Genomic DNA, 24,996 nt, shown 5'->3' with positions numbered 1-24,996 from the left:
TGCGCTTCATAGGTCCGCCCCCGCCAGCTGCAGCTTGCCGCCCGAGATCCGCAGCACCCGCGCCGAGACCTGCGCCTTGGCCGCCCGGATCAGGTTCAGGTCATGGGTCGCGACCAGCACGGTCTTGCCCGATTTGTTCAGCTCGATCAGCAGCTGCAACAGCCGCATCGACATCTCCCAGTCCAGATTGCCGGTCGGCTCGTCCGCCAGCACCAGATCCGGCGACAGGATCACCGCCCGCGCCAGCGCAGCCCGCTGCCTCTCGCCGCCCGACAGCGACGGCGGCAGCGCGCGGGCATGTTGCGACAGCTGCACCCAGCCCAAGAGATCGCGCAGCGCGTCCATATCGACCGGCTCGCCCGCGACGCTCATGGGCAAGGCGACGTTCTCGGCCACGGGCAGGTGGTCCAGGAATTGCGGGTCCTGATGAACGACCCCGACCCGGCGGCGCAATTGCGCGATCCCGTCGCGGTCCAGCGCCTGCATGTCGTGGCCAAAGGCGGTCATCTGCCCGGACCGGGGCAAGAGATCGGCATAGCACAGCCGCAGCAGCGTGGTCTTGCCCGACCCCGACGGCCCGGTCAGGAAGTGGAACATGCCCGGCTGCAATGTCAGCGTCATGCCTGATAACAGATCGGCCTCTCCGTGATAACCGAAGCCGACATCCCGCATCTCGATCACATGCTACCTCGTTCGCTGCCAAAAGCCGTTCTGTCGCGGCCTGTCCCGACCTGCCGCTTTGCAACCCGGTTCCCGGCTTGATAAAACAGCCGCAAGGCGATTACGAGGGTCGGCATGTCTGAAATGAGGTTGATCTGTCCGGGATGCGAGGCCGAATACCGGCTGCCCCCCGATGCCATCCCCGCCTCGGGCCGCGAGGTCGAATGCAGCGGTTGTGGCCATGTCTGGATGGCCAAACGCGCCGACACCGCGCCCGCGCGGCTGGATCTGGGCGATTTCGCCGCAGAGGGTCCCGCGCCCGGCCCCGCCCTGCCGCCACCCAGCAGCCGCCTGCCCGCCGATGTGCTGGACATCCTGCGCGAAGAGGTCGAACACGAACGCCGCCTGCGCGAGGGGGATGGCGGGGCGATGCTGCCCGCCGTCAGGACGACCCCGCCCGAGGACGAGGCCGATTGGCCCGCCACCACGATCACCGATGCCGAGCGGCACCCGCCCGCCCTGCCCGCAGCCGCCCCCGCGCCGAGGGGCCGCGCCGATCCGCAGCCGCCTCGGGCCGAAACGCCGCGGCTGATCACGCGCCCCCTTTCGGTGCCGCCGTCACAGCCGGCACGCGCGCCCGAACCCGCGCGACCGGCCCCTCAGGTCATCCGCCACGATCCTCCGCCCGCGCCCCGGCGCGAGGGGCGGGGCGGCGCCTATCGGGCGGGGTTTGGCCTGTCCATGATGGTCGCCGCCTCTTGCGTGGCGCTGTATCTGCTGGCGCCGGGCCTTGCGGCCAGCGACAGCCCGTTCGGCGACAGGTTGATGGAATTGCGCCAGGAGGTTGACCGGGGGCGGCTGTGGCTGCAGGTCCAGGCGCGCGATCTGGCGGGCTAGAGGCGGCGGTCAGAACCGGTCCAGCAGACGGCCCAGATAGTCGCGTTCATCACGCGGGCGGGCGATCTCGCCGCTGCGGCGGCGGATCTCGTCCAGCAGGTCGCGGGCGCGCGCTGCCGGGTCCATCCCTTCGGCCAGAGGATCGCCGCCCGTGATGACGCTGCCGCTGCCGGGGCGCTGACGGCCCAGAGGGTCCAGCTGCGGCCGGCCGTCCACCGGCGCCCCGCGCGCGCCCTGCTGTCCCTGACCCGGCTGCTGCCCGTCCTGAGCCTCGGCCTGATTCTGCCCCTCGCCCTGCTGCGCGGGGGGCTGGTCGCCCGCCAGCATGTCGCCCAGAGCGCGCATCCCCTCGCGCATCGACTGGATCGCATCGGCCTGCCGCTGCAGCGCCTCGCCGGTATCGCCGCGACGCAGGGCGTCCTCGGCATCCTCCATCGCGCGACCGGCCTCGTCCAGTTGCCGCCGGGCGCGATCCCCTGACTCAGAGCCCTGACCGGGCATCAGACCCTGCTGGCGGCCCAGTTCTTCGCGCAATTCGCGCTGACGTTCGGCCATTTCGCCGGGCGAGGTGCCCTCGGACTGATCGCCGTCCTGATCCTGCCCGAAGCCCTGCCCGAACTGGCGCTGCATCTCGCGGAAGGCGTCGTCGGACAGGCGCTGCTGCTCGCGCAGCGTATCGGCCAGACGGTTCATCGACTGATTGCCCTGCCCGCTGCCCTGACCGCTGCCCTCGCCCGCCTCGCCCTGCTGAACCTCAAGATTTTCCATCATGCGGTTGAACTGTTCCAGAAGGGCGGCGGCCTCGGCCATGCGGCCCTCGTTCATCAGGCGCTGGATCTCGTCCATCATCTGCTGGATCTGGTCGCCGGTGATCTGCTGGCGCTGCTGGCCACGGTCAGGGCTGTCGGTCTGGTCCTGACGCTGGCTCTGTTCGGCCAGCATCTGGGTATAGGCCTCGGTCGCCTCGCGCAGTTCGTCCATCAGGCGCTGAATCTCGTCGGGGCTGGCGCCATTGCGGATCGCCTCGGAGAGTTTCTGCTGCGCCTCGCGCATCCGCGCCAGCGCATCGGCCAGACCGCCATCCTCAAGCTCAAGCGCGGCCTGCCACAGCGCCTCGGCCATGCGGTCGCGGGCCTCGGGGGCCAAGGGGCCGCTTTCCAGCAACGTCACCGAGGCGCGCAGTTCGGTGTAAAGCGCGTCCTCGACAAAGCCCTCGGGGCGCCATGTCACGGCGCGCAGGATCTCGGCGCTGCGGCGGGCATTCTCGCGCGACCACAGAAGATCGCGGCGCATCTCGATCAGGGCGGCGGCCAGAGGGTTGAAAAAGCGCCGCCCCGGCAGGTCCAACCGCGCGGCGGGGGCATGGGCCACCTGTTCGATCCCGTCCTCGGCGCGCAGGGTCAGCGTCACCGGCAGGTTGGCCCAAGGGTGGCGGGCCAGATCCTCGACCAGCTGGCCCGCGACCTGACGGCGATCCCCGCGCGGCAGCGGCAGGGCCAGTTCGATATCCTCGCGCGGCTCGGGCTCGGCGGCCAGCCCGAAGCGGCGATCGACCGCGGCCAGATCAAGCGCGATCACGGCATCGGCGGCGATCACGCCATGGTCATCCTCGGCGCTGAAATCCTGGATCATGCGGCCATCGGCGCGGCGCATCGGCGCAGCGCCCGCGCGGATCACGGGCGGCTGGTCGGGCAGAACCTCGATCCCGAAGCGGCGCCCGGCCAGTTCGACGCTGCCGCTGTCCTCGGCGCGGATGCGGGGTGCCAGAGGGTCGTCCGACAGCGAGGGGCCGATATCCTGCGCCACCTCCTGCGCGCCGCCGTAAAGGCGGAAGGACAGGACCGAGCCCTTGGGCAGGACCAGCACCTCGCCCTCGGGCAGGGCGTTCAGGTAAAGCGTCGGGCGGCGGGTATAGGCTGGCGGCTCGGCCCAGCCCTCCCACGAGGGGCCGGTGGCGATCTGCGGCGCGGCGGTGGTGTTCATTGTGGCGGCAATGGCCGACAGGCCCTGCCCCATCTGGCCCGCGCCGCCGAAGATCAGCGCCATGACCAAGGCCAGCATCGCGGCCAGACGCAGCGCATAGGGGTCGCGCCGGGCAAGCTGGGCGTCGGGCGGCACCGGGCGCGCCTGAAGCGCCGCCGCCCGCATCTGCGCCAGATGCGCCCGCCACAAGGCACCCTCGCCGCCGATCGCCGCGCGGTCGGACAGGGCCGACAGGGGCCGCCCCGGCAAGGTGCGGTCCAGCCGGGCCAGAGCCTCGGTCTCGCGGACCGGGGCAAAGCGCAGCCCGCCCCGGATCGCGGTCACGATCACGGCGGCAAGCCACAGGCCCGCGGCCCAGGGCAGCGCCGGGCCAAGCGGGTCCGCCAGACCCAGCCAGAGGATCGAGAAACCGACAGCGACCAGCGCCGCAAGCGGCCAGAAGGCCCGCGCGGCGCGTTCCCAGACCATGCCCCACCGCGTCAGCCGCAGGGCGCGCGCGACCGGGCCGCGCCCCTCGGCGATCAGGTCATCGTCAGGCTGTGCCCGGGGACCGTCGGCCCCCGGCGCTTCTTCCGCATCGTGATCCCGCGTCAAAGCCATGCCGGGATGCTATCCCGGCTCAGCATCTCCTCATATGTCGGACGCGCCCTGATGACGGCGAAGTGATCGCCCTCGACCAGCACTTCCGGCACCAGAGGCCGCGAATTGTATTCCGACGCCATCACCGCGCCATAAGCCCCCGCCGAGCGGAAGGCGATCAGGTCGCCCGCCGCCATCGTCGGCAGCTCGGCGCCCTTCTGGAACGTGTCGCCCGATTCGCAGACGGGGCCCACCACGTCATAGGGCTGGACGGGCGCGCCGGGCGCGGCCTCGACGACAGGAACGATGTCGTGATGGGCGCCATACATGGCCGGGCGCAGCAGGTCGTTCATCGCCGCGTCCACGATCAGGAAATCGCGATCCTCGCCACGCTTGACGTAGATCACCTGGCTCAGCAGCACGCCGGCATTGCCGACGATGTTGCGGCCCGGCTCGATCTCGATCTCGCAGCCCAGATGGCCCACGGTCTCGCGGATGACGGCGCCGTATTCGATGGGCAGGGGCGGCGCGTTGTTGTCGCGGCGATAGGGGATGCCAAGGCCCCCGCCCAGATCCAGCCGGGTGATGTCGTGGCCTTCGGCACGCAGCGCCTGCGTCAGTTCCGCGACCTTGGCATAGGCCGCGCGGAAGGGGGCCAGATCGGTCAGCTGGCTGCCGATATGCACGTCCACGCCCACCACGCGCAGACCGGGCAAGGCTGCGGCCTCGGCATAGACCTCGCGGGCGCGCGAGATGGGGATGCCGAACTTGTTCTCGGACTTGCCGGTGGCGATCTTCTCATGGGTCTTGGCATCCACGTCCGGGTTGACGCGGATCGCCACGGGCACCGTCGCGCCCATGCTGTCGGCCAGCGCCGACAGGGCCTGCATCTCGGGCTCGCTCTCGATGTTGAACTGGCGGATGCCGCCCTCGATGGCCATGCGCATCTCGGCCAGGGTCTTGCCGACGCCGGAAAAGACGATCCGGTCGCCCGGCACGCCTGCGGCGCGCGCGCGGGCATATTCCCCACCCGAGACGACATCCATCCCCGCCCCCATATCGCCCATCAGCTTGAGCACGGCGAGATTGCTGTTCGACTTGACCGCGAAGCAGACCAGATGATCGGTCCAGTCCAGCGCCTGCCGGAACAGGCCGAAATGCCGGCGCAGGGTGGCCGCCGAATAGATATAGACCGGGCTGCCCACCTGCCGCGCGATGCATGACAGGGCCACGTCCTCGGCGAACAATTCACCGTGGCGATAGTTGAAGTGATCCATCAGAGCCGCGCCGAGACGCCGAGACGCGCATCACCGCTGATGCTGACGCCCATCTGCTGTTGCAGCGGCTTTTCCGGCGGACGCTGCGGGGGACCATCGACGCCGCAGCCGGCCAGCGCGAACAGCGCCGCGATCAGGCCAAGAGTGGGGGTCTTCATGCCAGTTTCTCCTTCCAGCGGGTGATCTGGGCGCGGACCTGATCGGGCGCCGTGCCGCCATAGCTTTGCCGCGACGCCACCGAATTATGCACGCCCAGCACCGAAAACACATCCTGCGTGATCGCCGCATGGACCGATTGCATGTCGTCCAGCGTCAGGTCGGGCAGATCGACGCCGCGCCCTTCGGCCAGCGCGACAAGGCTGCCGGTGACGTGATGGGCATCGCGGAAGGGCAGCCCCAGTTCGCGCACCAGCCAGTCGGCCAGATCCGTCGCGGTCGAGAACCCGCCCGAGGCCGCGGCCTCCAGCCGGTCGCGGTTCGCGGTCAGGTCCGACAGCATCCCGGTCATCGCGGCCAGGGCCAGCATCAGCGTGTCGGCGGCGTCGAAGACCTGTTCCTTGTCTTCCTGCATGTCCTTGGAATAGGCCAAGGGCAGGCCCTTCATCACCGTGAACAGCGCGACCGTCGCCCCCAGAATGCGCCCGATCTTGGCGCGGATCAGTTCCGCCGCGTCGGGGTTGCGTTTCTGCGGCATGATCGACGAGCCGGTGGACCACTTGTCCGACATCGACACGAAACGGAACTGCGCCGAGGACCAGATCACCAGCTCTTCGGCCAGCCGCGACAGATGCACCGCGCAGATCGAGGCCGACGACAGGAATTCCAGCGCAAAGTCCCGGTCGCTGACCGCATCGAGGCTGTTCGCCATCGGCCGGTCGAAACCCAACGCGGCGGCCGTCATCTCGCGGTCGATCGGATAGCCCGTCCCGGCCAAGGCCGCAGCGCCCAGAGGCGATTCGTTCATCCGCTTGCGCGCGTCCTGAAAGCGCGACAGATCGCGGCCGAACATCTCGACATAGGCCATCATGTGATGGCCCCAGGTCACAGGCTGCGCGGTCTGAAGATGGGTGAAGCCCGGCATGACCCAATCGGCCCCCGCCTCGGCCTGCGCCAGCGCGGCGCCGATCAGCGCGCGAAGCCCCTCGATGGCCGCATCGCATTGATCGCGCACCCACAGCCGGAAGTCGGTTGCCACCTGATCATTGCGCGACCGGCCGGTATGGAGTCGGCCCGCAGGTTCGCCGATGATCTCTTTCAGGCGGGCCTCCACGTTCATGTGGATGTCCTCAAGATCGGTGCGAAAGGGGAAGTCGCCCGCCTCGATCTCTGACAAGACGGTGAGCAGGCCTTCCCCGATGGCCTTCGCATCGCTATCGCTGATGATGCCCGTGGCCGCCAGCATCGCCGCATGGGCCCGGCTGCCCCGGATATCCTGGGCGTAGAGCCGCCGGTCGAAGCCGATCGAGGCATTGATGGCCTCCATGATCGCGTCGGGTCCGGCGGCAAAGCGCCCGCCCCACATGCTGTTGGCAGAGGTCGCTGGCCGGTCTGTCATCAGGAAGTCCTTCGGAGGTCACATGCTTCGTTCCGCCCTGCTTTATACGGCCCTTGTTTTCGGTGCAAACGCAGCCTTCGCCGAACCCGACTGGCAGGCCGCGCGGGATGGCGGGCTGGACAAGCTGATCGTCCTGGACGACCCCGCGCCGGTCAGCGCGGTGACCTTCACCGACCGCGACGGCGGCGAACATTCGCTGGCCGACTGGCAGGGCAAGGTGGTGCTGCTGAACTTCTGGGCCACCTGGTGCGCGCCCTGCCGCGAGGAAATGCCCGCGCTGGACGATCTGCAGGCCGCTCTGGGCGGTGACGATTTCGAGGTCGTGACCATCGCCACCGGCCGCAACGCCGTGGACCGCATCGACGCGTTCTTCGCCGAGGTGGGCGTGGAAAACCTGCCCGTGCTTCTGGACCCCCGCCAGCAGGTCGCGCGTGACATGGGCGTGATGGGGCTGCCCGTCACCGTGCTGATCGACCGTGAGGGGAACGAGGTCGCGCGGTATCTGGGCGATGCCGACTGGGCGTCAGAGGCGGCGAAAACGTTGGTCAGCCAGATGGTTGCGACAGCGCCCTGATCTGGGCGTGGCGAAAGCAGCCGGTGACGTGGTCGTTGACCAGCCCGTTGGCCTGCATGAAGGCCAGCACCGTCACCGGCCCGCAGAACCCGAAGCCCCGCGCCTTGAGCGCCTTTGACAGCGCGGTCGATTCCGGGGTCGTGACCGGGATCGCGGCATGTTCGGCATGACTGTTCTGGATCGGCGCGCCACCGGTGAAGGACCAGATCCAGCCCGAGAAGCCGCCGGGTTCCTGCGCCTCGATCCGCGCCCATGCGCGGGCGCCGCGAATCGCGGCCTCGATCTTGCCGCGATGGCGGATGATCCCGGGGTTCCGCAGGGCCTGCGCGATCCGCGCCTCGTCCCAATGCGCGATGCGGGCCGGGTCGAAGCCCTCGAACTCGGCGCGAAAGGCGGGGCGCTTGCGAAGCACCGTGATCCAGCTGAGACCCGCCTGAAATCCCTCGAGAATCAACGATTCCCACAGGGCGCGCCCGTCCCGCTGAGGCACGCCCCATTCGGTGTCATGGTAGGCCACATACAGCGGATCGCTACCGCACCAGTTGCATCGGATCATCGTTTGTTAACCTTCTGGGCAGAAAAGACTGACCTTTAGGGGCAGGTTAAGACATGATGCGTTACCTGCAAGACGACCCATGCAACGAGGCCAGACATGACGGACATGTGCAACGACGCCGGCTCGCCGCTGGAAGGCGCGATCCGCCACCAGGATCGCATCACCCTGTCCGCAGTGCAGGAAGCGGTCGCGCGCGGCAGCGGCGTGCTGGCCTTCCAGCCCATCGTCCAGTCGCGCCAGACCGACCGCGTGGCCTTTTACGAGGGGCTGATCCGCATCATCGACGAGACGGGGCGTCTGGTCCCGCTCAAGGATTTCATGCCGTTTGCCGAGGATAACGAGCTTGGCCGACAGATCGATTGCCTGTCGCTGTCCCTGGGCCTGAACACGCTGCACGAAGACCCCGGCCTGCGGCTGTCGATCAACATGTCCGCGCGTTCGGTCGTGCATGAGGGCTGGTTGGACACCCTGCGCACCGGCCTGGCCGCGGATTCGACACTGGGCGAACGACTGATTCTGGAAATCACCGAAAGCTCGGCCATGGGCATGCCCGAGGCCGTGCTGGAATTCATGGCCGAGGTGCAGTCCCACGGGATCAGCCTTGCGCTGGACGATTTCGGGGCGGGCTATACCTCGTTCCGCTATCTGCGGGATTTCTGCTTCGACATGATCAAGATCGACGGGCAGTTCGTGCGCCAGATCGCCAGTGACCGCGACAATCAGGTCCTGACCCGCGCCTTGCAGGCCATAGGCCACCATTTCGAGATGTTCACCGTGGCCGAACAGGTCGAGACGGCCGATGACGCCAGCTTCCTGATCGATCTGGGGATCGACTGCCTGCAGGGGTATTACTTCGGCGCCCCGACCATCGCGCCTCCGTGGAAAAACCCGCCCTCGGTGGCCAGCCGCTAGCGCGCGGAGACCGGGGGCGGCGGTTTATGGCGCTTGACGTAGCGTTGCGAAACCGCATCCTGACGGGCGAAGCTCGGCCAGATCCGGCCAGATTGCCAAGGAGCCCGCAATGACCAAAGCCGTAATCGTCGCCGCCGCACGCACGCCCGTGGGCAGTTTCCTCGGGTCGTTCGCGTCAACGCCCGCCCATGATCTTGGCGCCGCGGTCCTGGCAGAGGTCGTCGCCCGCGCCGGCATCGACCCGTCCGAGGTCAGCGAGACGATCCTGGGTCAGGTCCTCACCGCCGCGCAGGGCCAGAACCCCGCCCGTCAGGCCCATATCAAGGCCGGCCTGCCCAAGGAATCCTCGGCCTGGCTGATCAACCAGGTCTGCGGCTCGGGGCTGCGTGCCGTGGCGCTGGCCGCGCAGCAGGTCATTCTGGGCGATGCCCGTGTCGTTCTGGCGGGCGGTCAGGAAAGCATGTCGCTGTCGGCCCATGCCGCCTATCTGCGCGCCGGGCAGAAGATGGGCGACATGCAGATGATCGACACGATGATCCGCGACGGCCTGTGGGACGCCTTCAACGGCTATCACATGGGCCAGACCGCCGAGAACGTCGCCAACCAGTGGGAAATCACCCGCGACCAACAGGACGAATTCGCGCTGGCCTCTCAGAACAAGGCCGAGGCCGCCCAGAAAGAGGGCCGCTTCGACGACGAGATCGTGGGCTTCACCGTCAAGACCCGCAAGGGTGACATCATGGTGGACAAGGACGAATACATCCGCCACGGCGCCACGCTGGACAGCATGCAGAAGCTGCGCCCCGCCTTTACCAAGGACGGCAGCGTGACGGCGGCGAACGCCTCGGGGCTGAATGACGGCGCCGCCGCCGTGATGGTCATGACCGAGGAAGAAGCCGCGCGCCGCGGCCTGACGCCGCTTGCGCGCATCGCCAGCTATGCCACGGCTGGCCTGGACCCCGCGATCATGGGCACCGGCCCGATCCCGGCCAGCCGCAAGGCGCTGGAAAAGGCCGGCTGGTCGGTGGGCGACCTGGATCTGGTCGAGGCGAACGAGGCTTTCGCGGCGCAGGCCTGCGCGGTGAACAAGGACATGGGCTGGGACCCCTCGATCGTGAACGTGAACGGCGGCGCCATCGCCATCGGCCACCCGATCGGCGCCTCGGGCTGCCGCGTCCTGAACACGCTGCTGTTTGAAATGCGCCGCCGTGACGCCAAAAAGGGTCTTGCCACGTTGTGCATCGGCGGCGGCATGGGTGTCGCCATGTGCCTCGAACGGTGATCACACCGGCATGGCGGCCGCGACCCGGCCGCCATGCTGACCCAACGTCATCTTTGTGACACATCGCCGCGTATGCGACTTGCGATACTGACAACCGCCCCTTAGCCTGACCTTGCACTCGGCCAACAGAAGGGGGGAACAATGTCTAAAGTTGCACTGGTCACAGGCGGCTCGCGCGGAATCGGCGCGGCGATCTCGAAGGCGCTGAAAGAGGCGGGCTATACCGTCGCGGCCAATTACGCCGGCAATGACGACGCCGCGAAAGCCTTCACCGAGGAAACCGGCATCAAGACCTACAAATGGTCCGTCGCTGATTATGACGCCTGCGCCGCCGGCATCGCGCAGGTCGAGGCCGAACTGGGTCCGATCGCGGTCCTGGTGAACAATGCCGGCATCACCCGCGACGCGATGTTCCACAAGATGACCCCCCAGCAGTGGAAAGAGGTCATAGACACGAACCTCACCGGTCTGTTCAACATGACCCACCCTGTCTGGACCGGCATGCGCGACCGCAAGTTCGGTCGCATCATCAACATCAGCTCGATCAACGGCCAGAAGGGCCAAGCAGGCCAGGCCAATTACTCGGCCGCGAAATCGGGCGATCTGGGCTTTACCAAGGCGCTCGCGCAAGAGGGCGCCCGCGCCGGGATCACCGTCAACGCGATCTGCCCCGGCTATATCGGGACCGAGATGGTCCGCGCCATCGACGAAAAGGTCCTGAACGAGCGGATCATCCCGCAGATCCCCGTCGGTCGTCTGGGCGAACCCGAAGAAATCGCGCGCTGCGTGCTGTTCCTGGCCTCGGACGAGGCCGGCTTCGTCACCGGCTCGACCATCAGCGCGAATGGCGGTCAGTATTTCGTGTGACCCCCTGAAACAGATAAGGCCCGCGCAGATCGCGCGGGCCTTTCTGGTTCAGTTCTGAATTTCCTGGTCCGGGCTTGGCCTCAATGGGCGAGCCGTTCGATCTGTTCCTTGATACGCAGCTTCTGCCGCTTCATCTGGGCGATTTCCAGATCGTTGCTGCCAGGGCTTTTCTGCGCCCGTTCGACAGCGTCCGACAGCATCTGGTGCTTCCTGCGCAGTTCGTTGACATGAGATGAAACCGACATTCGCGTCCTCCTTCACATCTGACAGATGGGGGTAGTGCAACACAGGTTTACGATTCTGTCACCTGTGTTTCGCGTCGATGTTACCGATTGCAGCCCCGTCGCGCAGGATCGCGCCGGCCTCGGGGGTCAGATCTTCGCCATCCGCCGCATGGGCGGGCGCGGCATGCAGGATCAGGGGCGCCAGCAGGCGCAGCGGCGCGCGCGATCCCTTGCGCGCCCGGACGATCACGCGCCCGGCCTCGCGACCCGCACGCGACGCCACGGGCAGCACGATCAGCCCGCCCGCGCGCCCGGCCAGCGCCGCGATCACGCCATCCAGCCGGTCGGCGCGCTGGATCAGCGTCAGCCAGCCACCCGGATGCAGGCGCTTCAGCCCGGCCTCGATCCACAGCGCCAGGGGCGTGACCTCTTGCCGCGCCAGGGCGCGACCCGCATCGGGCGCCGGTGTGCCTGACAGGAAATAGGGCGGGTTCATTATCACATGGTCAAAGCCGCGTTCGCGCAGCGCGGCGGGTGGCGCGGCCAGATCGCCTGTCAGCACCTCCAGCGCGATGCCGTTCTGCACCGCATTGGTGCGGGCAAGGGCTGCGTAATCCGGCTGACGCTCCAGCCCCGTCAGCGCCGCACCCGGCACCCGCCAGCCAAGGCAGAGGCTGGCCACCCCCGCCCCGCAGCCCAGTTCCAGCACCGATTCCCCTGATTTTGCTGGACAGGCCGCCGCCAGCATCACCGCATCCATCCCCGAGCGGTAGCCGCGCACAGGCTGTTCGATCCGCAGGCGCCCGCCCAGAAAGCCGTCGATCCGGGTCTCAGTCATCCAGCCCCGTGTCGCGCAGGATGGCCTGGGCCATGAACAGGTCACGATCCGCGACCATCACCCGGCGCGGCAGAATCCCGATCGAGCCTTCCAGCGCGCTCATGTGCTGATCCATCTCGAAGCAGCGGATGCCCTCGGATTCCAAAAGGCTGGTGGCGGCGGAAATGCGGACCGGATCGGTGCTGCGGAAAAGCTCTTTCATGGCGCGAAAGCTAAGCTGCGGTTGCGTCTTTGTCGATGGCGTGGCAATGCGAAACCGCAGAAACGGGGTGTCGCCATGACCGTGCAGGAGAATGTCCGCAAACCGCTGGATCGTCTGGCCGAGACCCTCGCCGACGAGATGGCCGCCGTTGACGCCCTGATCCGCGAGCGGATGGCCAGTCAGCACGCTCCGCGCATCCCCGAGGTGACGGCGCATCTGATCGGCGCGGGGGGCAAGCGGCTGCGGCCGATGCTGACCTTGGCCTCGGCCCGGCTGATGGGCTATTCCGGCCCCTGGCATGTGCATCTGGCCGCAACGGTCGAGTTCATCCACACCGCGACCCTGCTGCATGACGACGTCGTCGATGAAAGCCGCCAGCGGCGGGGGCGCCCGACGGCGAACCTGCTGTGGGACAACAAGTCCAGCGTGCTGGTGGGCGACTACCTGTTCGCGCGCAGCTTCCAGCTGATGGTCGAGCCGGGCAACATGCGCACGCTTGAGATCCTGGCCAATGCCAGCGCCACCATCGCCGAGGGCGAGGTGCTGCAACTGACCGCAGCCCAGGATCTGGCGACGGATGAAAGCGTTTATCTTCAGGTGGTTCGCGGCAAGACGGCGGCCCTGTTCTCGGCCGCGACCGAGGTGGGCGGCGTCATTGCCGGGGGCAGCGCGGATCAGGTCCGGGCGCTTTTCGATTACGGCGACGCGCTTGGCATCGCGTTCCAGATCGTCGATGACCTGCTGGATTACGGCGGCGCGACGGACACGATCGGCAAGAATGTCGGCGACGATTTCCGCGAGCGCAAGCTGACCCTGCCGGTCATCAAGGCGGTGGCGCAGGCCACCCCCGAGGAACGTGCCTTCTGGTCGCGCACCATCGAGGCGGGCGACCAGCGCGAGGGCGATCTGGACCATGCGCTGAGCCTGCTGGCGCGCCACGGCGCGATGGAGGCCGCACGCCGCGATGCGCTGGATCACGCCGCCCGCGCGCGCGCCGCGCTGGAGGTTCTGCCCCAGCATCCGATCCGCGACCTGCTGTCCGATCTGGCCGAATTCGTCGTCAGCCGCGTCGCCTGACACCCCCTCACGACCTGTCCACGGGCGATGCACCGCGCGTGCACCGATTGTGCACAGGTTTGATTCCCTTGCCGAAAGCGCAATGCAGAAGGGGCGAGCCGCTTGCGCGACCCGCCCCCTCTCCGGGAAGAGACCGTTGATGGCTTACTTGGCCTGGACGAAGTCGGGATAGGCTTCCATCCCCATCTCGCTGATGTCGAGGCCGCTGATCTGGGCTTCCTGCGAGGCACGGATGCCCATGGTCGCCTTGAGGACCAGCCAGACCGCCAGGCTTGCCAGGAAGACGAAGGCACCGATGGCGACCACGCCGACCAGCTGCGTGACGTAGCTGGCATCCGAATTGGTGGCCGGGACGATCAGCGTCCCCCAGATGCCCGCAAGCAGGTGGACCGGGATGGCGCCGACCACGTCGTCGATCTTGAGCTTGTCCAGCATCGGGACCGCAAAGACCACGATGATGCCGCCCACCGCACCGATAGCGACGGCGGCCGGGATCGAGGGGGCCAGCGGCTCGGCGGTGATCGAGACGAGGCCCGCCAGCGCGCCGTTCAGCACCATGGTCAGGTCAACCTTGCCATACATCACCTGCATCAGGATCATCGCGGCGATGGCACCGGCCGAGGCGGCCATGTTGGTGTTCACGAAGATGCGGCTGACATCGGCCACGTCGTCGATCGTGCCCATCGCAAGCTGCGAGGCGCCGTTGAAGCCGAACCAGCCCATCCACAGGATGAACGTGCCAAGCGTGGCCAGCGCCAGGTTCGAACCCGGCATCGGCTGCATCCGGCCATCGGCGCGATACTTGCCGTGGCGGGCGCCCAGCACGATGGCCCCGGCCAGCGCCGCGAAGCCGCCTGCCGCGTGAACCAGCGTCGAGCCGGCGAAGTCCGCGAAGCCCATTTCCGACAGCCAGCCGCCGCCCCACTGCCAGCTTGCCTCGATCGGGTAGATCAGGCCGGTCAGGATCACGGTGAAGATCAGGAAGGGCCACAGGCGCACACGCTCGGCCAGGGTGCCCGACACGATGGATGCGGTGGTGGCGCAGAACATCAGCTGGAAGAAGAAGTCCGAACCGACCGAATAGCCGTTCTCAAGATCGGCCTCGGCAACGCCGTCAAGGCTGGCGAAGCTGAAAAGCTCTCCGAGCCAGCCGCCGATGGTCCAGTCGCCCGGATACATCAGGTTGTAGCCGACGATCCAGTACATCAGCCCCGCGATCGAGAACAGCGCGATGTTCTTGGTCAACTGCGTCGTCACGTTCTTCGAGCGGACCAGACCGGCCTCGAGCATGGCAAAGCCCGCCGCCATCCAGAACACCAGGATGCCGCCGATCAGGAACAGCAGCGTGTCGAAAATATAGGCCACCTCTGCCGTGACGGCCTCGGCGGCCAGGGCAGCGGTTTCGGGATCGGCTGGCAGGGCGTCCTGCGCGGCCGCGGGCAGCGCGAAAAGCGCCGTTGCCGCGACCAGTCCGGGAATCATCTGTTTCATCAGTCGTCACCTGTCTTCTGGACCTGCGGCCCGTGAAATCGACCGCCATCGCTGCTTTCATCCGCAATCGCCCCGGCTTTGCACAAGCGACGGGCGGGATGCTGCCGTGCAGAAACATCGGCTGGCGCGGAAACGGGCGAACCTGCGGTTGTATGCCCGTTTTCAGGGCAAATCACGGATTGGTCAGTGCAATTCCATCGCAGCGAATCTTCCTGTATGTTGTGGCGAATTTGGGCCGGAGAACACGGCCGGGCAGGAAAGCAGGCATGACAAAACCCACCGGCACCCCGAACCGCACGGGCAAGCGACCCGTCGCCGAAAAGCGCGCCTTTTCCGAGGAGAAGCCCAAAAAGCCCCGCAAGGTGCGCCGCCACAACCCGCGCCCCGCGCGCCGGGGGGGCATCGTCGGCTGGTTCGCGGCGCTGATCGTGCTGATCTGGCGCATCATCTGGGGATCGGTCTGGCGGCTGGCGATGGTGGTCGGTCTGATCATCGGATCGGCCACGGCCTATTTCTACGCCACCCTGCCCGATGCCGAGGCTTTGTTCGACGGGCGCGCGCGCGGCTCGGTGACGATGCTGGACCGCGACGGCCGCGTCTTTGCCTGGCGCGGCGAGACCTTCGGCGCCGTCACCGCCGACCAGATCGCGCCCGTCCTGAAAGAGGCCGTGATCGCCACCGAGGACCGGCGGTTCTACAGCCATCTGGGCATCAGCCCGCGCGGCATCGCCAGCGCCATCCGAATCAACCTGGCCGCAGGCCGTGGCCCGCTGGAGGGTCACGGCGGCTCGACCATCACGCAGCAGGTCGCCAAGCTTCTGTGCCTGGGCGAGACCTTCGACCCCACGCGCTTTGCCAACGAGGCCGAGTTCGAGGCCGATTGCCGCGGTGGCGGGGTGTGGCGCAAGATCAAGGAAGTCCCCTACGCCTTCGCGATGGAGGCGAAATATTCCAAGGACGACATCCTCAACATCTACATGAACCGGTCCTATCTGGGTGCCGGGGCGCGCGGCTTCGAAGCCGCCAGCCAGCGCTACTTCAACAAGCCCGCAAGCCAGGTGAACGCCGCCGAGTCCGCGATGCTGGCGGGCCTGCTGCGCGCGCCCAGCTATTACGCGCCCACCGCGAACCTGGCGCGCAGCCAGGCCCGCGCCAGCGTGATCCTGGGCCTGATGCAGGAAGAGGGCTATCTGACCGCCGAAGAGGTCGCCCATTACCGCGCCAATCCCGCGACGCTGTCGCAGGCGGCCTCGGCCCGTGCGGGCGGGGCCTTTGCGGATTGGGTGATGGAATCGGGTCCGGGCTTCCTGACCAGCGAGACGACCGAGGACGTGACCATCACCACGACCTTTGACCAGCGCATCCAGCGCGCGGCCGAACGCGCTATGCAGCGGGTCTTTGACGAAAAGCTGCGCGACGGTTCAGAGGCGCAGGCCGCGGTCGTGATCATGTCGGCCGATGGCGCGGTGCGCGCCATGATCGGCGGGCGCGACACGCGCGCGCATGGCACCTTCAACCGTGCGACGCAGGCCAAGCGGCAGACCGGGTCCAGCTTCAAGCCCTTTGTCTATGCCGCAGCCCTTGAGGTCGGCTATTCGCCCAATGACACGGTGCAGGACGCGCCGCTGACGATCCGCATTCCGGGCGGGCGCAACTGGTCGCCGCAGAACTACAGCCGCAACTTCCGGGGCACGGTCACGCTGACGCAATCGCTGGCGCAGTCGCTGAACACCTCGACCATCCGCCTGCAAGAGGCCGTGGGCCGCGACCGCGTGCGCCAGATCGCCAATGATTTCGGCATCGTCAGCAACCTGACCACCAGCCCCTCGCTTGGGCTGGGCGCGTCCGAGGCGACGCTTCTGGAACTGACCGGCGCCTATGCGGGCATCCGCAACGGCGGCACCTCGGTCGCGCCTTACGGCGTGGTCAGCCTGACCATGCGCGGCGACGACCGCCCGCTGATGGGCCAGACCGGCGGCTTCGGGCAGCGCGTCATCAGCCAGCGCGCGGCGGGGCAGCTGATCTACATGATGCAGCAGGTGATCAGCTCGGGGACCGGCACGCGCGCCAAGCTGGGCTCGCGCCCGGTGGCGGGCAAGACCGGCACGACCAGCAGCTATCGTGACGCCTGGTTCGTCGGCTTCACCGAGCAATATGTCACCGGCGTCTGGATGGGCTATGACGACAACACGCCCCTGCAGGGCGTGACCGGGGGCGGGCTGCCCGCCGAGATCTGGCAGGCCGTCATGGCCGAGATCCACGAGGGGCTGCCGGAACTGCCGGTCTCGACCGTGTCGCCCGATGGCAGCGGGATCGTGCTGTCGCAGGGCGAGACGACCGGCCGCGTGGTCACCTACGGCTCGGCCGACGACCCGCTGGCCGCTGCTCTGGCCGATGTGATGAACTCGATCGAGGCCGAGCGCACGGGTCAGGCCCCGCGCCAGATCACCGCCCCGACCGAGATCACCGGCGGCGCGCCCCAGACGCCCGGATCCAGCAGCACCGCCGATTCCGACGATGCGCTGACCCGCGCATTGCAGGACATCATCGGCAGCAACTAGAACCACACGCCGCCCCGACGGGGCGGCGCCGATCCCGGAGGGATGCCGATGAAGGCCCTGCTGATCCCCGCCCTTGCTGCCCTTGCCGCATGTGGTCAGGCGCGGCTGGACATGCCGAACCCGGCCAGCCGCTTCTGTCAGGATCTGGGCGGCCAAAGCCAGATCCGCACCACACCCCAGGGCGAACAGGGCTTCTGCCTGATGCCCGACGGGCGACTGGTTGACGAATGGGATCTGTGGCGCAGCCGCAATCCGGGCTGAATCAGAAGCCCCGCACCGACGGTGTCGGGCGGGGCCTTGCGCGGTAGTCGATCATCCATTCTCTTCGCTGGCTCGGAACGCCTTCAGGCTTTGACCAGTGCCGCGCATGAGGGGTAAACCGCGCGCCGGGCCGTCGGTTCCGCCGTTGTGATCACAAGCGTTTGACCGGGTCAGCCCGCCTGACGCAGTTCGTTGGCCAGCCCAGCCACGCTGCCGCGCTGTCGCGCCAGAAGCGCCGCGATCTCGGCCCGTTCCGAGGACAGCATGTTCACGCCCTCGATGATGATGTTGAAGAAGCGCACCTGACCCGAGCGGTCCGAGACATGCCATTCGACCTCCATCGGGGCGCGGCCACGCAGATGCGCGACCGAGGTGACGGCGACGAAGCTCTTCAGCGGGCGCGCGCCCGTCACCTCGACCCGAGAGCCGATGAATTCGCGGAAGCGGCGGCCGTATTTGCGCCCGACATAGCCCTGGAAGGCCTGCCGGTAGGCGGCGAATTCGGCGGCCGGGGTCTGGCGGGCGGCCGGTCCAAGCGCCGAGCGCGCCATCACGTCCACATCGGCATAGCGCGACAGGATGTCCTCGAACCGGGCCAGCATGCGGTCGGTCGGCTCGCCGGTGTTAATGACACGATAGACCTCGTCCACGGCGCGCTGGATATGGGCGCGGGCGGCCTCGACATTCTGGGCATGGGCCGCGGCGGGCATCATCGCCAGAAGTCCCGCCCCCGCCATCAGGCCCAGAAAGCCGCGACGGTCAATCCTCGTAAGGGTCGATGACATCGTCATAGGGGTCGAAATCGTCACGGTCTTCTCCCAGTTCGTGGCGGCGGTTCATCAGCCAGATCAGCCGCAATTGTGCATAGCTATCCGCACTGCCCTGCAGAACGCCATCCACACTATCGCCGAAACGTGCCCGTTCACCGGCTTTTGACGCGACCCGCAGGCCAAAGGCCGCCCGGCGGTCGCGCCCCGACAGGACGTTGTTCACCGGATCGATGACCAGATCGACCACCCGCCCCGTCGCATCCCGCGCGGTCGAAGGGCCGATCAGCGGCAATTCCAGATAGGCGCCCTCGGGGACGCCCCAGGTCGCCAGCGTCGCGCCGAAATCGGTGTCGCGCTCGGTCAGGCCGAAATTCTCGCCCGCCGGATCGAAAAGGCCCGCCAGACCCACCGTGCTGTTCACCGCGAAACGCGTCAGGTTGCGGCCCGCATCGCCGGGGCGGCCCTGCAGCAGGCCGTTCACGGCCTTGCCCGGCAGCGACAGGTTGCGGCCCGCATTCACGACCATCTGCACCGGCCCGATCGGGTCCGAGGGATCGCGGGGCCGCGCCTCGCCGCTGCCGCGCAGGCGATTCGCCACGGGCGAGATCAGGGTCGCGTCCACCCCCTTGTTGAAGGCGTGGATACGGCGGTTCGCGCCCTCGTAGGGGTCGTTGATGAGGATGCCGTCCTGCATCTGTGGCGCGCTGGCGCAACCCGCCAGGATGAGGGCCAGAAAAATCGGGCCAAGGCGGGCCGCGCGCAAGGAAATCTTCATCTTCTACCGCGATGTTTTGGCTGACGGGGTGGCTGGGACGGTGATAGGTCTGGCGCCGGGGCCGGGCAAGCCCCGTCTGGCGGGCATGTCCCGGCTGGGCGGAAACCGGCGCGAAAGGGTGTTGTTGACGATGTCATTCGAGGCTGTTTCCGCGCGCGGCGCCGAGGAATTGCGCAAGGCGCGGGCGGCGGGTCTGGGCCTTGTGCTGGCGATCGGGCTGTTCTCGGCGGCGGTGAACCTGCTGATGCTGACCGGGCCGGTCTTCATGCTGCAGGTCTATGACCGGGTGCTGGCCTCGCGCTCGGTCGAGACGCTGGCGGCGCTGTTTCTGCTGGTGGCGTTTCTCTATCTGCTGATGGGGGTGCTGGACTGGTCGCGCAACCGGGTGATGACCCGCGTGGCGGCGCGCTTCCAGCAGCGGATCGAGGGGCGGGTCTTCGCCGCCGCCCTGCGCGAGGGCGCGGTGCGGCAAGAGGCCGAGGCCGCCACCGGCGGGCTGCGCGATCTGGATGCGGTGGGGCGCTTCATGGCCTCGCCCGTGCTGATGGCGCTGTTCGATCTGCCCTGGGCGCCGCTGTTTCTGGCGGTGATCTTCGTGTTCCACCCGCTCTTGGGCGCGGTGGCCTTGGGCGGGGGCGTGATCCTGGTGGTGGCGATGGTGGCGACGCGGCGGCTGACCCGCGCGCCCTTGCAGAACGCCGCCCTGTCGGCGGCGCAGGCGCAGCGCATGGCCGATCTGTTCCGCGATCAGGGCGAGGCCGTGGGCGCGCTTGGCATGCAGGGCGCCACGCATCGGCGCTGGCGGGCCCTGCGCGATCAGGCGCAGGGCCATGCCGTGACGGGGGCGGATCGGGGCGCGGGGATGGCGGTTTTCTCGCGCAGTTTCAGGCTGTTTCTGCAAAGCGCGCTGCTGGCGGCGGGGGCCTGGCTGGTGCTGCGTAACGAATTGACGCCGGGCGCGATGATCGCCAGTTCGATCATGATGGGCCGCGCGCTGGCGCCGATCGACCAGTTGGTCGGCGGCTGGCCCTCGGTGCAGGCGGCGCAGGATGGCTGGGCGCGGCTGGCGGGGCTGCTGGGCCGCAACCCGCCCGAGGCGCCGCGCACGCCCCTGCCCCGCCCCGAGGCCCGGATCGAGGTTCGCAACCTGACCGTCGCCCCCCCGGGCGAGGCGGTGCCGGTCCTGCGCGGCGTGTCGCTGGCCATCGGGCCGGGTCAGGCGCTTGGCGTGATCGGCGCATCGGGGGCGGGGAAATCGACGCTGGCCCGCGCGCTGATCGGGGCCTGGGCGCCGGCCTCGGGTCAGGTGCGGCTGGGCGGTGCGACGCTGGACCAATACGCGCCCGACATGCTGGGCGCGCTGATCGGCTATCTGCCGCAGCAGGTGACGCTGTTCGACGGCACCATCGCCGAGAACATCGCCCGGCTGGACCCGAACCCCGATGCCGACCGCGTGGTGCGCGCGGCGCAGGCGGCGGACGCGCATCAGATGATCCTGGACCTGCCGCAGGGCTATGACACGCGGATCAGCCAGACGGGCGGGCGGCTGTCGGGCGGGCAGATCCAGCGGATCGGACTGGCGCGCGCGCTTTATCCCGACCCGGTGATGCTGGTTCTGGACGAGCCGAACGCCAATCTGGACAATCAGGGCTCCGAGGCGCTGAACCGGGCAATCAGGCGCATCAAGTCGCAGGGCGGCGCGGTGGTGATCATGGCGCATCGCCCGGCGGCGATCAACGAATGCGAGCTGCTTCTGGTGCTGGAACAGGGCTGGCGGCGGGCCTTCGGGCCGCGCGACCGCGTCCTGCAGGAGATGGTCGAGAACTCGGCCCAGATCCTGCGCGCACAAGAGGCCGGCCGTCAGGGAGGCGTGACATGAGCGGCGGCGGCGAACAGGCCTGGCCGGTCCGGGCGCCGATTCTTGCGGGGCTTCTGGCGCTGGCGGTGCTGGTGGCGGGGCTGGCGCTGTGGGGGACGGGCGCGCGGATCAGCGGCGCGGTCGTCGCCAGCGGTCAGGTCGAGGTCGAGCAGCAGCGTCAGGTCGTGCAGCACCCCGATGGCGGGGTGGTCGCACGGATCGCGGTCTCCGAGGGGGTGGCGGTCGCGGCGGGCGATCTGCTGGTCGCGCTGGACGGGGCGCTGCTGCAATCCGAACTGGCCATCGTCGAGGGGCAGTATTTCGAGATCCTCGCCCGGCGCGGCCGGCTGGAGGCCGAACGGGATGATACCGATGCCCCTGATTTCCCCGAGGAACTGGCGGCGGGCGCCACGGACAGTCCCGCCTTGGCCAGCCTGATCGAGGGGCAGACAAGCCTGTTCCGGTCGCGCCGCGAGACGCTGCGACAATCGCTTGAGCAGTTGGCGACGCAATCCGAACAGATCGGCTCGGAGATCGCGGGGATCGATGCGCAGATGCAGGCGCTGGCGACCCAAGGCACGCTGATCGGGCAGGAATTGCGCGACCAGCGCAGCCTGCTGGATCGCGGCCTGGCGCAGGCCTCGCGCGTGCTGGCGCTGGAACGCGAGGCAGCGCGCCTCGAGGGTGAGCTGGGCGCGTTGCAGGCGCAGCGGGCGGCAGCGCAGATCCGGCGCACCGAAATCGGCATCCAGCGCTTGCGCCTTGGCGCGACACGCCGCGAAGAGGCCGAGACCGAGCTGCGTGATCTGGGCTATCGCGAGCTGGAACTGGCCGAACGACGCCGGGCGCTGGCCGAACGCATCGCCCGGCTTGAGATCCGCGCCCCGGTGGCGGGGATCGTCCACAACATGCAGGTGACGACCCCGCGTTCGGTCGTGCGCGGCGCCGAGCCACTTCTGTATCTGGTGCCGCAGGACCGGCCCTTGCAGATCGGGGCGCGGATCGCCACGATCAATGTGGACGAATTGCAGATCGGGCAGGCGGTCTCTTTGCGGTTTTCGGCCTTTTCGGCGCGCACCACGCCCGAGATCACCGGCAGGCTGGAGCGTGTCTCGGCCGATGCGCTGACCGATCAGGCAACCGGCGCGCCCTATTACCGCGCCGAGATCACCATTCCGCCCGAGGAACTGGCGCTGCTGGGGGGGCTGGTCCTGCTGCCGGGAATGCCGGTCGAGATCTATATCCGCACCTCGGAACGCAGCCCGCTGGCCTATCTGATGAAGCCCCTGACGGACTATTTCACCCGCGCCTTTCGCGAAAGCTGACGCTGACGGAAGGCGCGGCGAGTCGCCGGCTCGAAGCGGCCATCGCGCGGCGCCCGGCGCCGGTAAGGGATGATCCGGCCTGGCCCAACGTGTCCTCGTTCCCGCTGCGGTTTCGATATGGGTGAGGGCGAGCCGGGGGCGCTTCGCCCCCCGGACCCCCAGAGGATATTTGCGTGAAGAAGAAGAGGACGACGACGGGGCTTTGACGGCGGGCGCCGCGGTCAGTCGCGTTTGCGGCGCCGCTTGGAGGCGCGCTTGATCTCGGCCAGGCGCGCCTTGGTCGAGACGCGGCCCGGGCTGCGGCCCCGGCGGCCCTTTTGCGGGCCGCGCGGCAGGGGCTGCCCGTCAAGTTCCAGCAATTCCAGCGTCAGGCCGCCGGTCATCGGCACGGCCTCGGCCAGGCGCACGGTGACGCGCTGACCGATGCCGATTTCCAGCCCGGTATCGCTGCCCAGAAGGGTCTGGGTCGCGGGGTCGTAATGGAAGTATTCCTGCCCTATGGATCGGATCGGCAGCAGCCCGTCGGCGCCGCTTTCATCCAGACGCACGAAGGCTCCGAACTTCTGCACCCCGTTGATGCGGCCGGTCATTTCGGATCCGACGCGTTCCGACAGATAAGCCGCCAGATAGCGGTCGGTCGTGTCGCGTTCGGCGGCCATGCTGCGGCGCTCGGTCTCGCTGATATGTTTGGCGGTCTCGGGCAGGCGCTCGATCTGGGCCTCGTCCAGCCCGTCCTTGCCCCAGCCATGGGCCGAGATCAGCGCGCGATGCACGACCAGATCGGCATAGCGGCGGATGGGCGAGGTGAAATGCGCGTAGCTTTTCAGCGCCAGCCCGAAATGGCCGAAATTCTCGGGATGGTAATAGGCCTGCGTCATCGAACGCAGGGTCGAGATGTTGATGAGTTCGTCGAAATCGCTGCCCTCGGCCTGGGCCAGCAGGCGGTTCAGGTGGCTGGTCATCAGCACCTGCCCCTTGGCCAGGGTGAAGCCCGATGCCTGCGCCACCTCGCGCAGGGCGTCGATCTTGTCGAGGCTGGGTTCCTCGTGGACGCGGAACAGCAGCGGCTTGCCGCGCCGGGTCAGTTCCTCGGAGGCCGCGACATTGGCCAGGACCATGAACTCCTCGATCAGCTTGTGGGCGTCGAAGCGGTCGCGGAAGTTCACCGAATGGACGCGGCCGTCCGGGGTCAGTTCGATCCGGCGTTCGGGCAGGTCCAGATCCAGCGGCTGGCGGCGGGCGCGGGCGTCGCGCAGCAGGCCGTAAGCGTGCCAGAGCGGGCGGATCACGCTGTCCATCAGCGGCGCGGTCTGGTCGTCGGGATTGCCGTCAGCCGCAGCCTGCGCCTGTTCATAGGCAAGGCTGGCGCGGCTGTGCATGATGCCGCGGTGGAACTTGTGGCTGACCTTGTTTCCGTCGGCATCCAGCCGCATCCGCACCGCGATGACCGGGCGGTCGACGCCCTCGTGCAGCGAGCAGAGGTCCGCCGACAGCGCCTCGGGCAGCATCGGCACGACGCGGTCGGGGAAATAGGTGGAATTGCCGCGTTTCCATGCCTCGCGGTCCAGTGCGCTGCTGGGGCGGACGTAATGGGCGACATCGGCGATGGCGACCCAGATCGTCGCGCCGCCGTCCTCCTCGATCCGGGCGGCGACGGCGTCGTCATGGTCGCGCGCATCCGAGGGGTCGATCGTGACCAGGGGCAGGTCGCGCAGATCCTCGCGGCCCTTGACGGGGGCGGGGGTGGCGGCTTCGGCCTCTTTCAGGACGGTTTCGGGGAAGTCGTCGGGGATGCCGTGCTGATGGATCGCGATCAGGCTGACCGAGCGCGGGGCCGAGGCATCGCCCAGCCGTTCGATGATCCGCGCCAGCGGCAGGCCAAGGCGCGCGCGCGGCCCCATCTGTTCGGCCTGGACCAGTTCGCCATCCTCGGCGCCAAGGGTCGCGTCCTCGCGCACGCGCCATTCCTTGTCCTGGCCCTTGTCGATGGGCAGGATGCGCCCGCCCTGGCTTTCGCGGCGGAAGATGCCGGTGATGCGGTTCGCGCTGGCGGTGATGCGGCGGATCAGCCGGGCCTCGTATTGGTGATCCTCGGCCTGCACGGCGATCAGGCGGCCCAGAAAGCGGTCGCCGCGCCCAAGCGCCGGATCGGTCTGGCGCGGCAGATAGAGGATGCGGGGCAGCGCGCCTTCGCCCCGCCATTCGAGGGGCCGCGCGAACAGGTCGCCCGACCCGTCGGGGGCCAGAAGTTCCAGCACCGTGACCGGGGGCAGCGCCTCGGCGTCCAGATAATGGCGGCGGCGGCGTTCCAGCGCGCCCTCGGCCTCCATCTCTTTCAGCAGGCGTTTCAGCTCGATCCGGGCGGCGCCCTTGATGCCGAAGGCCTTGGCGATGTCACGCTTGGAATTGGCCTCGGGATTGTCGGCCACCCATTCGAGGATCTGGGCCTTGCTGGGAATCTGGGTCATCGTC

General features: G+C 68.2%; 23 protein-coding genes. 10 read left to right on the top strand and 13 right to left on the bottom strand.

Going from position 1 to position 24,996, the window contains the following annotated elements:
* Nucleotides 1-6: 6 nt before the first annotated feature.
* The gene (locus tag ACTZWU_RS11765; protein ID WP_444737553.1) at nucleotides 7-681 is read right to left on the bottom strand and encodes a cell division ATP-binding protein FtsE; all 675 of its coding nucleotides are present in this window, start codon (nucleotides 679-681) and stop codon (nucleotides 7-9) included.
* A 114-nt stretch (nucleotides 682-795) separates the two neighbouring features.
* Here ACTZWU_RS11765 and ACTZWU_RS11760 point away from each other — a divergent pair, with 114 nt between their 5' ends.
* Nucleotides 796-1,557, top strand: a complete 762-nt coding sequence (locus ACTZWU_RS11760) for a zinc-ribbon domain-containing protein (RefSeq protein WP_444737552.1) — start codon at nucleotides 796-798, stop codon at nucleotides 1,555-1,557.
* 9 nt (nucleotides 1,558-1,566) lie between these two features.
* Here the strand turns inward: ACTZWU_RS11760 and ACTZWU_RS11755 are convergent, their stop codons facing one another.
* Genes ACTZWU_RS11755 through argH form a run of 4 tightly spaced genes read right to left on the bottom strand, consistent with a single transcriptional unit; the run spans nucleotide 1,567 to nucleotide 6,951 of the window.
* Nucleotides 1,567-4,140 carry a DUF4175 domain-containing protein gene (locus ACTZWU_RS11755; protein WP_444737551.1) on the bottom strand — a complete coding sequence of 858 codons (2,574 nt, stop codon included), beginning with the start codon at nucleotides 4,138-4,140 and terminating at the stop codon, nucleotides 1,567-1,569.
* On the bottom strand, nucleotides 4,131-5,396 hold the full coding sequence (lysA, locus tag ACTZWU_RS11750; RefSeq protein WP_444737550.1) for a diaminopimelate decarboxylase: 1,266 nt from the start codon (nucleotides 5,394-5,396) through the stop codon (nucleotides 4,131-4,133). Before lysA ends, ACTZWU_RS11755 begins: the two co-directional genes overlap by 10 nt.
* Nucleotides 5,396-5,554, bottom strand: a complete 159-nt coding sequence (locus tag ACTZWU_RS11745) for an argininosuccinate lyase (protein ID WP_444737549.1) — start codon at nucleotides 5,552-5,554, stop codon at nucleotides 5,396-5,398. Before ACTZWU_RS11745 ends, lysA begins: the two co-directional genes overlap by 1 nt.
* Nucleotides 5,551-6,951, bottom strand: coding sequence for an argininosuccinate lyase (gene argH, locus ACTZWU_RS11740; protein ID WP_444737548.1), 1,401 nt, complete (start codon nucleotides 6,949-6,951; stop codon nucleotides 5,551-5,553). Before argH ends, ACTZWU_RS11745 begins: the two co-directional genes overlap by 4 nt.
* 22 nt (nucleotides 6,952-6,973) lie before the next feature.
* Here argH and ACTZWU_RS11735 point away from each other — a divergent pair, with 22 nt between their 5' ends.
* Nucleotides 6,974-7,525 (top strand): TlpA disulfide reductase family protein, encoded by a 552-nt coding sequence (locus ACTZWU_RS11735; protein ID WP_444737547.1) that lies wholly within the window; start codon nucleotides 6,974-6,976, stop codon nucleotides 7,523-7,525.
* On the opposite strand, the gene ACTZWU_RS11730 is transcribed toward ACTZWU_RS11735, so the two are convergent.
* Nucleotides 7,497-8,081, bottom strand: coding sequence for a DNA-3-methyladenine glycosylase I (locus ACTZWU_RS11730; RefSeq protein WP_444737546.1), 585 nt, complete (start codon nucleotides 8,079-8,081; stop codon nucleotides 7,497-7,499). The genes ACTZWU_RS11735 and ACTZWU_RS11730 overlap by 29 nt on opposite strands.
* Nucleotides 8,082-8,177: 96 nt before the next feature.
* Here ACTZWU_RS11730 and ACTZWU_RS11725 point away from each other — a divergent pair, with 96 nt between their 5' ends.
* The 3 genes from ACTZWU_RS11725 (at nucleotide 8,178) to ACTZWU_RS11715 (ending at nucleotide 11,142) form a co-directional block, all read left to right on the top strand.
* A complete protein-coding gene (locus ACTZWU_RS11725) occupies nucleotides 8,178-8,993 on the top strand; it encodes an EAL domain-containing protein (protein ID WP_444737545.1) in 816 nt (271 codons plus the stop codon).
* Nucleotides 8,994-9,102: 109 nt separating this feature from the next.
* Nucleotides 9,103-10,275, top strand: a complete 1,173-nt coding sequence (locus ACTZWU_RS11720) for an acetyl-CoA C-acetyltransferase (RefSeq protein ID WP_444737544.1) — start codon at nucleotides 9,103-9,105, stop codon at nucleotides 10,273-10,275.
* Between the two features lie 141 nt (nucleotides 10,276-10,416).
* Nucleotides 10,417-11,142: a beta-ketoacyl-ACP reductase gene (locus tag ACTZWU_RS11715; RefSeq protein ID WP_444737543.1), complete on the top strand. Its 726-nt coding sequence runs from the start codon at nucleotides 10,417-10,419 to the stop codon at nucleotides 11,140-11,142.
* Between the two features lie 80 nt (nucleotides 11,143-11,222).
* Here the strand turns inward: ACTZWU_RS11715 and ACTZWU_RS11710 are convergent, their stop codons facing one another.
* The 3 genes from ACTZWU_RS11710 to ACTZWU_RS11700 are packed head-to-tail and all read right to left on the bottom strand — an operon-like array spanning nucleotide 11,223 to nucleotide 12,406.
* Nucleotides 11,223-11,387, bottom strand: coding sequence for a YdcH family protein (locus ACTZWU_RS11710; RefSeq protein ID WP_444737542.1), 165 nt, complete (start codon nucleotides 11,385-11,387; stop codon nucleotides 11,223-11,225).
* Between the two features lie 58 nt (nucleotides 11,388-11,445).
* Nucleotides 11,446-12,204, bottom strand: a complete 759-nt coding sequence (locus ACTZWU_RS11705) for a tRNA1(Val) (adenine(37)-N6)-methyltransferase (protein WP_444737541.1) — start codon at nucleotides 12,202-12,204, stop codon at nucleotides 11,446-11,448.
* Nucleotides 12,197-12,406, bottom strand: coding sequence for a putative signal transducing protein (locus tag ACTZWU_RS11700; RefSeq protein ID WP_444737540.1), 210 nt, complete (start codon nucleotides 12,404-12,406; stop codon nucleotides 12,197-12,199). Before ACTZWU_RS11700 ends, ACTZWU_RS11705 begins: the two co-directional genes overlap by 8 nt.
* A 75-nt stretch (nucleotides 12,407-12,481) precedes the next feature.
* On the opposite strand from ACTZWU_RS11700, the gene ACTZWU_RS11695 reads away from it, so the two are divergent.
* The gene (locus ACTZWU_RS11695; protein ID WP_444737539.1) at nucleotides 12,482-13,483 is read left to right on the top strand and encodes a polyprenyl synthetase family protein; all 1,002 of its coding nucleotides are present in this window, start codon (nucleotides 12,482-12,484) and stop codon (nucleotides 13,481-13,483) included.
* 144 nt (nucleotides 13,484-13,627) lie between these two features.
* On the opposite strand, the gene ACTZWU_RS11690 is transcribed toward ACTZWU_RS11695, so the two are convergent.
* Nucleotides 13,628-14,974 (bottom strand): ammonium transporter, encoded by a 1,347-nt coding sequence (locus ACTZWU_RS11690; protein ID WP_444737538.1) that lies wholly within the window; start codon nucleotides 14,972-14,974, stop codon nucleotides 13,628-13,630.
* A 266-nt stretch (nucleotides 14,975-15,240) separates the two neighbouring features.
* Between ACTZWU_RS11690 and ACTZWU_RS11685 the strand changes: the two genes are divergently transcribed.
* Nucleotides 15,241-17,535, top strand: coding sequence for a transglycosylase domain-containing protein (locus tag ACTZWU_RS11685; RefSeq protein ID WP_444737537.1), 2,295 nt, complete (start codon nucleotides 15,241-15,243; stop codon nucleotides 17,533-17,535).
* Nucleotides 17,536-17,583: 48 nt separating this feature from the next.
* On the top strand, nucleotides 17,584-17,796 hold the full coding sequence (locus ACTZWU_RS11680) for a putative hemolysin (RefSeq protein ID WP_444737536.1): 213 nt from the start codon (nucleotides 17,584-17,586) through the stop codon (nucleotides 17,794-17,796).
* Nucleotides 17,797-17,966: 170 nt separating this feature from the next.
* Here ACTZWU_RS11680 and ACTZWU_RS11675 read toward each other — a convergent pair whose 3' ends face one another.
* Together ACTZWU_RS11675 and ACTZWU_RS11670 are read right to left on the bottom strand one after the other, a co-directional pair.
* Entirely contained in the window at nucleotides 17,967-18,581 is a 615-nt protein-coding gene (locus ACTZWU_RS11675; RefSeq protein ID WP_444737535.1) for an MlaC/ttg2D family ABC transporter substrate-binding protein, read from the bottom strand.
* Complete coding sequence (locus ACTZWU_RS11670; RefSeq protein WP_444737534.1) at nucleotides 18,556-19,341, bottom strand: MlaA family lipoprotein; 786 nt, start codon at nucleotides 19,339-19,341, stop codon at nucleotides 18,556-18,558. The genes ACTZWU_RS11675 and ACTZWU_RS11670 overlap by 26 nt, the downstream gene beginning before the upstream one ends.
* 130 nt (nucleotides 19,342-19,471) lie before the next feature.
* Between ACTZWU_RS11670 and ACTZWU_RS11665 the strand changes: the two genes are divergently transcribed.
* Complete coding sequence (locus tag ACTZWU_RS11665; RefSeq protein ID WP_444737601.1) at nucleotides 19,472-21,220, top strand: type I secretion system permease/ATPase; 1,749 nt, start codon at nucleotides 19,472-19,474, stop codon at nucleotides 21,218-21,220.
* Nucleotides 21,217-22,524: an HlyD family type I secretion periplasmic adaptor subunit gene (locus tag ACTZWU_RS11660; RefSeq protein WP_444737533.1), complete on the top strand. Its 1,308-nt coding sequence runs from the start codon at nucleotides 21,217-21,219 to the stop codon at nucleotides 22,522-22,524. The genes ACTZWU_RS11665 and ACTZWU_RS11660 overlap by 4 nt, the downstream gene beginning before the upstream one ends.
* Before the next feature lie 221 nt (nucleotides 22,525-22,745).
* On the opposite strand, the gene rnr is transcribed toward ACTZWU_RS11660, so the two are convergent.
* A complete protein-coding gene (gene rnr / locus ACTZWU_RS11655) occupies nucleotides 22,746-24,992 on the bottom strand; it encodes a ribonuclease R (protein WP_444737532.1) in 2,247 nt (748 codons plus the stop codon).
* Between the last annotated feature and the right edge of the window lie 4 nt (nucleotides 24,993-24,996).

It is taken from the genome of Paracoccus sp. NSM (assembly GCF_052379855.1).
Classification (GTDB): domain Bacteria; phylum Pseudomonadota; class Alphaproteobacteria; order Rhodobacterales; family Rhodobacteraceae; genus Paracoccus.
This window is presented reverse-complemented; position numbering and strand designations above follow the sequence as displayed.

What these genes read in the sequence shown, in the direction of transcription:
- ACTZWU_RS11760 (WP_444737552.1), top strand. Translation starts at nt 796, where the DNA reads ATGTCTGAAATGAGGTTGATCTGTCCGGGATGCGAGGCCGAATACCGG.
- ACTZWU_RS11755 (WP_444737551.1), bottom strand. Translation starts at nt 4,140, where the DNA reads ATGGCTTTGACGCGGGATCACGATGCGGAAGAAGCGCCGGGGGCCGAC.
- lysA (WP_444737550.1), bottom strand. Translation starts at nt 5,396, where the DNA reads ATGGATCACTTCAACTATCGCCACGGTGAATTGTTCGCCGAGGACGTG.
- ACTZWU_RS11745 (WP_444737549.1), bottom strand. Translation starts at nt 5,554, where the DNA reads ATGAAGACCCCCACTCTTGGCCTGATCGCGGCGCTGTTCGCGCTGGCC.
- argH (WP_444737548.1), bottom strand. Translation starts at nt 6,951, where the DNA reads ATGACAGACCGGCCAGCGACCTCTGCCAACAGCATGTGGGGCGGGCGC.
- ACTZWU_RS11735 (WP_444737547.1), top strand. Translation starts at nt 6,974, where the DNA reads ATGCTTCGTTCCGCCCTGCTTTATACGGCCCTTGTTTTCGGTGCAAAC.
- ACTZWU_RS11730 (WP_444737546.1), bottom strand. Translation starts at nt 8,081, where the DNA reads ATGATCCGATGCAACTGGTGCGGTAGCGATCCGCTGTATGTGGCCTAC.
- ACTZWU_RS11725 (WP_444737545.1), top strand. Translation starts at nt 8,178, where the DNA reads ATGACGGACATGTGCAACGACGCCGGCTCGCCGCTGGAAGGCGCGATC.
- ACTZWU_RS11720 (WP_444737544.1), top strand. Translation starts at nt 9,103, where the DNA reads ATGACCAAAGCCGTAATCGTCGCCGCCGCACGCACGCCCGTGGGCAGT.
- ACTZWU_RS11715 (WP_444737543.1), top strand. Translation starts at nt 10,417, where the DNA reads ATGTCTAAAGTTGCACTGGTCACAGGCGGCTCGCGCGGAATCGGCGCG.
- ACTZWU_RS11710 (WP_444737542.1), bottom strand. Translation starts at nt 11,387, where the DNA reads ATGTCGGTTTCATCTCATGTCAACGAACTGCGCAGGAAGCACCAGATG.
- ACTZWU_RS11705 (WP_444737541.1), bottom strand. Translation starts at nt 12,204, where the DNA reads ATGACTGAGACCCGGATCGACGGCTTTCTGGGCGGGCGCCTGCGGATC.
- ACTZWU_RS11700 (WP_444737540.1), bottom strand. Translation starts at nt 12,406, where the DNA reads ATGAAAGAGCTTTTCCGCAGCACCGATCCGGTCCGCATTTCCGCCGCC.
- ACTZWU_RS11695 (WP_444737539.1), top strand. Translation starts at nt 12,482, where the DNA reads ATGACCGTGCAGGAGAATGTCCGCAAACCGCTGGATCGTCTGGCCGAG.
- ACTZWU_RS11690 (WP_444737538.1), bottom strand. Translation starts at nt 14,974, where the DNA reads ATGAAACAGATGATTCCCGGACTGGTCGCGGCAACGGCGCTTTTCGCG.
- ACTZWU_RS11685 (WP_444737537.1), top strand. Translation starts at nt 15,241, where the DNA reads ATGACAAAACCCACCGGCACCCCGAACCGCACGGGCAAGCGACCCGTC.
- ACTZWU_RS11680 (WP_444737536.1), top strand. Translation starts at nt 17,584, where the DNA reads ATGAAGGCCCTGCTGATCCCCGCCCTTGCTGCCCTTGCCGCATGTGGT.
- ACTZWU_RS11675 (WP_444737535.1), bottom strand. Translation starts at nt 18,581, where the DNA reads ATGTCATCGACCCTTACGAGGATTGACCGTCGCGGCTTTCTGGGCCTG.
- ACTZWU_RS11670 (WP_444737534.1), bottom strand. Translation starts at nt 19,341, where the DNA reads ATGAAGATTTCCTTGCGCGCGGCCCGCCTTGGCCCGATTTTTCTGGCC.
- ACTZWU_RS11665 (WP_444737601.1), top strand. Translation starts at nt 19,472, where the DNA reads ATGTCATTCGAGGCTGTTTCCGCGCGCGGCGCCGAGGAATTGCGCAAG.
- ACTZWU_RS11660 (WP_444737533.1), top strand. Translation starts at nt 21,217, where the DNA reads ATGAGCGGCGGCGGCGAACAGGCCTGGCCGGTCCGGGCGCCGATTCTT.
- rnr (WP_444737532.1), bottom strand. Translation starts at nt 24,992, where the DNA reads ATGACCCAGATTCCCAGCAAGGCCCAGATCCTCGAATGGGTGGCCGAC.